The organism is Microbulbifer mangrovi, assembly GCF_002009015.1.
In the GTDB taxonomy this organism is placed as follows: domain Bacteria; phylum Pseudomonadota; class Gammaproteobacteria; order Pseudomonadales; family Cellvibrionaceae; genus Microbulbifer; species Microbulbifer mangrovi.
Map to the genome: position 1 here is coordinate 1 of NZ_LZDE01000178.1, position 5,690 is coordinate 5,690.

The following is a 5,690-nucleotide window of genomic DNA, read 5'->3' on the forward strand; positions in this document are numbered from 1 at the left end:
GAAGTACTGCGCGGCCCCCAGGGCATGATGTACGGCGCCGGTGCCGGCGGTGTAATCAATATCATCACCAAGCGCGCCAGCCAGCCCCTGGAAGTACAACTGAGCGGTGAAACCGGCCGTTTCGATACGAATCGCACCCAGGCCGCGCTGCGCGGAGAGCTGGCGGGATGGAGCTACGCGGTGGACCTGAGTCAGTTGGAAAGTGATGGGTTCAATGCCCAGGTATCCGACAGCACCGGCGAGCGTGACGGCTACGACAACCAGACCAGCAGTGCCAAGCTTGGCTATGCATTTAGCGAGAGTTTCTCCGTACAGGGACAGGTGCGGGAAGTCGATGCGGAAACCGAGTTTGATGGCTGCTTTGCCTTCAGTGATCCGTCCGATTGCCTGGATATCTATACCCAGACCACTTACCAGCTGGGCGCAGACCTGAAAACCGGGGCCCTCGCCCATCAGTGGTCCCTGTCCAAGCAGAAGCTGGAGCGCGACAGTCTAGCCGAAAATGTCAGCAGCTATGCGGTGGAAGGCAGTATCGAAGAGCTGAACTATGTGGGTAGCGCTGATCTGAGTGCTGGCGGTATTTCCTGGGGACTGGATCTGGACCAGCAGGAATTTGAATCTGCTTACAATGCCCAGTCCCTGGAAATTCTCGGACTGTACGGCGAGTGGCGCGGCGACGTGGCGGACAGTGTTTACTACACCGTCGGGTTCCGTCGCGATAGCCTGGAAAATGAGGACCACAACAGCTGGCGGGTTTCCGCCGCGATCCCGCAACTGATCGGTGACAACCAACAGATCAAGTACCGCGCCAGTGCCAGCACCGGCTTCCGCGCACCGAGCCCCTACGAAGTATCCACCAATGTGGTCAGCGAAGTGGATCCGGTAGGTCCGGAAACCAGTCGCGGTTATGAGCTGGGGGTGGAGTACCGCTATGCCGATCTGCTGCAGCTGGAGCTGGTTGCCTTCCAGCAGACCCTTACCGACGCCATCGTGTATGTAAACGGCATTGGCACCGGCTGGGGTGCCTACGCCCAGGACGATGGCGAGAGTGAATCCGACGGGGTGGAGCTCTCCCTGGCGGGCAATATCGGTGATGCCGGCCGCTGGTATGCCAACGGAACCTGGCTCGACAGCACCGACAGTGCCGGCGAGCAGCGCCTGAATGTGGCACAGCGGGTGTTTAATGTGGGCGCCAGCTATGCACTGCTGGGTGACCGTCTGACCCTGTCCGGCAACTGGCAGCGGGCCGATGACCGCCTGAGCCCAAACCCGGCCTGGGGAGGAAGCCCGCTAGCCCAGGATGCCTATAGCAAGCTGGACCTGAATGCGAAATACGACTTCACCAAACGTCTCGCCTTCACCCTGCGCGGTGAAAACGTGCTGGACGACGACTATACCGAAGTAGCCGGTTACTACACCGCTGGCGCTGCGGTATACGCGGGTGTGCAGTTCACCCTGAACTGATTCCGGGATTGCCGAGCGCAAGCACGGTATACAGCGGGCGGCAGCGCCCGCTGGTTTTTTCCTTCGCTACTTCCCTCAATGCTCCCGCTGTCTTTCTCGGTATCTTGCCCCACTTCTTTCTTACCTACGGGCGCGCTGGCGGCCCGATACTCCACAACCTGTCGGCATTCGTTCCGCATCGGGCCGCCAGCGCGCTTTCGCTTGGGCACTAGTGTGCTCCGTTAGCTGTTATGCTTTGTTTTAAATTTTTGTAGATGATGATTATGAGTGATTCGGAGAGTAGCAAGCAGCAGCGTCATAAGGAACGCATGCAGGCGCGTAAAGAAATCGTGGATAGCGGTGTGGCAAAGGCCCTGGAAGAGCGCGGCATCGTTATCGTGTACACCGGCGACGGAAAGGGTAAAACCACCGCCGCTGTGGGTACCGTCTCCCGCGCGCTGGGTTATGGCTACAAGGTGGTAGTGGGGCAGTTTATCAAGGGTGTGTGGGAGTGCGGCGAGAAAAACCTACTGGGTCAGCTCCCAGCGGACCAGTACCCGCTGCAGTGGCACGAGATGGGCACCGACTTTACCTGGGAAACTCAGGACTTCGAGGCAGACAAAGCCGCGGCACTCGCCCTGTGGGAAAAACTGAAGTCAGCACTCGCCGATGACAGTGTCTATCTGGTGGTAATGGACGAGCTGACCTATGCGCTGAATTACAAATGGCTGGATAAAGCGGAAGTGCTGGAAGCTATTCAGAATCGCCCGGCCGAGCAGAGCGTGATTATTACCGGTCGCGGTGCCAAGCAGTACCTGATGGAAATTGCGGACACCGTAACGGAGATGAAATCGCACAAGCATGCATTTGAGTATGGTGTTTCTGCACGGAAGGGGGTGGAATGGTAATTACTCTGCCCACACGCCTAATCTGCTGAGAATAACCAGTAGTATCAGCAAGGTTCCGGAAGAGGCAAAAGACCAGAAAAAGATGCATCCCAAAATCTTGTCGAATCTATTTGTATATTGAAAGATTACATCCGACTTGGCGTTGAGCGCAGCCAAAGGGCTTCGCTCCATTCTTTTGCTCCATGAGCGCGGAATGGCAAGTACTTGGGCTACATTTAAAATATCCCAACCACTTGCAAACTCGAGACCCAAGTGGTCACGAGTTTCTGGCTTTTTTCTGAGTCTCCTTACCGTTACCTGTCCAAAAATAACGAATAGGACACACGCGATAAGCATGTCGATGAATGCGATTATGAAAAAATCGAACTCAGTAATCATTTGATTAAAGCACCTTCATGATTTTGTCGTATAGCTGCCCAGAATTTTTCTGTACCTGATCGTTGACTAATACCGAAGCAGTGGCGGCAGTTCCGGCCACTATCAAGCCGGTTGCAATTAAAGCTGTCCATCCAAGTGGTGTTGCGGTTAGCAGGAAAGTAACCCCCGCTTTAGCGATGAGGGCACCAGCTGTAGCGCTTGCTGCGAAGCTACTTGATTCGATGAATAATTCTTTTTCCCAATTCCCTCCCGCTTGATAGGAATTGTGGACTTTACCCACCCTAGATCCAAAGTCCACGACAGCAAGCCCATTACCAAGCAACTTGGTGTATTGACTGAATCTAACCAGTTTGTGCGCCTCGATCTCACTGGTAAATTGAAGCTTCGCCGCATTGCGGCTGCTGCGCGCGATATTGGTACCGCGTTCTGCACTGGTCAGCGGAGTGCCGCGCCGTGAGCGTATATGGTCTGTCACGGCATTCAGTTCGGCACGAAACTGCAGCTGCATGCGTTGAAAAGCGCGGTGCGCCAGTTGTTTGAGCTGACTGTGATTATCCGCCTTGCTCAGCTTCGCATCCCGATAGGCAAGCAGTGCTACCTGGTACTCCTTCACCGATTTCGCAAAGCCATTGATACGCTCGCCGTAGACACTGGTAGAAGCACCGGTCAGGGCGAGGTTGTAGTCCTTGAGCTGCTCCATCATAGCAGCAATGGCCAGGGTGTTGTCTTCGCCGAAGGTCAGTGACATCTCGGTTATGGGGCGAGCGACCTGCGACGGAGCGAGAAGGGCCTGGATGCGTTTTCCCTGTGCACTGTTATGGCCATTCAGCAGGTAAGGCGTATTGGCCTGCGCGAATTTCGGGGTCGGGCAGTGAGGTGCGGAAAGTTGCTGCAGATTCAGGTTGCAGGCCTGCTGAATATCGGGGGAAGTCAGCTCCCGATTGCAGAGTAGTAGGGTGCTCATTTTCAGGTCCTTTTGAAAATGCGAGTATTTTTTGTGATGGTGAAATACTAAAGGATCTGAATGGTATTTACAGAATTATTAGAGGAATGGACGTACCACTTTTAGCCACAAAAAAACGCCTGAAAACAGGCGTTTTTTTTCTTTCGGTTAGATGCTCCAAGTGAGGAGAGCCTGCAAATTGGGCGTTACATTTTCCAGTTAAAGCGCAGTCCGGCAGTGCGCGGCTGTCCCCACACACCGTAGCCCCAGTCAGAACCCAGTGTGTTCTGATAAGTAAAGTATTCCTCGTTGGCCAGGTTTCTGGTGAAGGCTTCCACGCTGTAAGTGTCCGTCGGCGAGTGCCAGGCGATCTTGGCGTTGGCGAGGCCGTAGGCGCTTTGTTTGGAGTAGGGGTCATTTTCTACCTGCAGGTAGTGGTCGTCCTGCCAGGCGTAATCCCCCTGGAATACAAGTTCGCCATTGTCACCCAGGCTCTGGTAGTAGCGCGCTACCAGGTTGTAGGTGAAACCGGGGGCGGAGGGCAGTTCATTGCCATCTAGGGTGTAAGCGTCTCCCGCTACGAAAAACAACTGCTCCGAATCAAATTCGGTATTGAGCCAGCCGGCGCCGGCGATGACTTCAAAGTTTTCGGTAATCGGCGCGGTGAGTTCCACTTCGGCACCGGTACCGGTTACGTCGCCAGCATTGGTGATGACACTGCCATCGGCCACGGTGAGAAATACCTGGGCCTGGTAGTCTTCAACGGTGTAGTGGAAAGCAGCTGCATTCAACCGATAGACCTCGGCCAATGTCGTTTTCAGACCCAACTCGAAATTATTGATGTTTTCCGCTCCCACCGGTTTTGTCGCTTCAACCGTTGAGTTGTAGCTGCCGGAGAAGCCGCCACTCTTGAAACCGGTGGAATAGCTGGCGTAAGCCAGGGTGCCAGCGGATGGCCGCCAATCCAGGCCAATACGGCCGGTGGTGGCGTTATCACTCAGATCACCGGTGGTATCGATCTCATCGTAAAAACTGGGTCCGGCATCCTGGGTAAAGTCGCGCTCCTCTTCTGTATAGCGCAGGCCGCTGACCAGGGTGAGGGTTTGCGAGAGATCGTATTCCAGCTGGCCAAACAGCGCCCAGGACTCACTATCCAGGGTCACGATTTCCCGGTGCCAAAGGCCCAGCTCAGCCCAGTCTGCGGTAGTGGGGGCCTCGGTTACCAGGCCGCGGTCATCCTTGTAGTAGTAGAACCCGGTTACCCAGTTACTTTTTTCGGTGCTGCCGTTAAGGCGGATTTCCTGGGTATATTGCTCTGCATCCACACCGTACTGTTCATCGAAATAAACCACTGCGGTACCGTCGCCGTCGTCCTGCAGGAATTTATCCAGTTCTTCGTAGGCGGTAATGGAAGTGAGGGAGAAGTTTTCGAAATCCCAGATAAGCGTCGCGGAAGTACCGAAGGTATCGATCTCGGTGCCGAGGCCACCTTTCGCTCCTGATGCTACATACTCCGGGCCATACTTGCCCCCAGAGGCTTCGATCCCGGTCATATCAAATGATGCACTGGTGCAGCGCCCGGCTTGAATGGCGCCGATGGAACATTTGTCCGCGTCCCCGCTCGAACTCTCCAGGTAGCCCATATGCGCAAAGCCTACGGATTGCTGGTCGGCACTGCTACCGTGCACGTTCAGGAGCAGGTTGGCATTGTCGGCAAGATCGAATTCCAACTGGGTGCGATAACCGAAGCTGTCGGTATCGTTGAGCTTTTCCCCGGTGACGGTGTTGGTCTGCCAGCCATCGTTTTGTGTGGTCTTGACGGCGACGCGTCCGCGAACGTTGTCGCTGATGGGACCACTCATGGCACCCTCGAGAATACTTTCGGAGTAGGTACCGATACTGGCGCTGGCACTGGCTTCAAATTCTTCGGTGGGCTTGCGCGAGACATAGTGCACCAGGCCACCGGTGGTGTTGCGCCCATACAGGGTTCCCTGGGGACCGCGCAGTACTTCCACGCG

General features: G+C 55.4%; 5 protein-coding genes. 2 read left to right on the forward strand and 3 right to left on the reverse strand.

Annotated features, from left to right (window positions below; all coding sequences use genetic code 11):
- Both B4U49_RS19015 and cobO read left to right on the forward strand, forming a co-directional pair.
- The coding region (locus B4U49_RS19015) for a TonB-dependent receptor plug domain-containing protein (RefSeq protein ID WP_078082815.1) at positions 1 to 1,464 on the forward strand (1,464 nt) is incomplete at its 5' end.
- 263 nt (positions 1,465 to 1,727) lie between these two features.
- The gene (cobO, locus tag B4U49_RS01480; RefSeq protein ID WP_078082819.1) at positions 1,728 to 2,351 is read left to right on the forward strand and encodes a cob(I)yrinic acid a,c-diamide adenosyltransferase; all 624 of its coding nucleotides are present in this window, start codon (positions 1,728 to 1,730) and stop codon (positions 2,349 to 2,351) included.
- Here cobO and B4U49_RS01485 read toward each other — a convergent pair whose 3' ends face one another.
- The 3 genes from B4U49_RS01485 to B4U49_RS19020 all read right to left on the reverse strand — a co-directional run.
- Complete coding sequence (locus B4U49_RS01485; RefSeq protein WP_078082816.1) at positions 2,352 to 2,729, reverse strand: hypothetical protein; 378 nt, start codon at positions 2,727 to 2,729, stop codon at positions 2,352 to 2,354.
- Positions 2,730 to 2,733: 4 nt separating this feature from the next.
- The gene (locus B4U49_RS01490; RefSeq protein ID WP_078082817.1) at positions 2,734 to 3,693 is read right to left on the reverse strand and encodes a hypothetical protein; all 960 of its coding nucleotides are present in this window, start codon (positions 3,691 to 3,693) and stop codon (positions 2,734 to 2,736) included.
- 185 nt (positions 3,694 to 3,878) lie between these two features.
- Positions 3,879 to 5,690, reverse strand: a 1,812-nt coding sequence (locus B4U49_RS19020) for a TonB-dependent receptor (RefSeq protein WP_158078527.1), incomplete at its 5' end; no start/stop codon positions are given.

Excerpts from the sequence above, each read along its gene's own strand:
- B4U49_RS01490 (WP_078082817.1), bottom strand. The coding sequence starts at position 3,693 with ATGAGCACCCTACTACTCTGCAATCGGGAGCTGACTTCCCCCGATATT.
- cobO (WP_078082819.1), top strand. The coding sequence starts at position 1,728 with ATGAGTGATTCGGAGAGTAGCAAGCAGCAGCGTCATAAGGAACGCATG.
- B4U49_RS01485 (WP_078082816.1), bottom strand. The coding sequence starts at position 2,729 with ATGATTACTGAGTTCGATTTTTTCATAATCGCATTCATCGACATGCTT.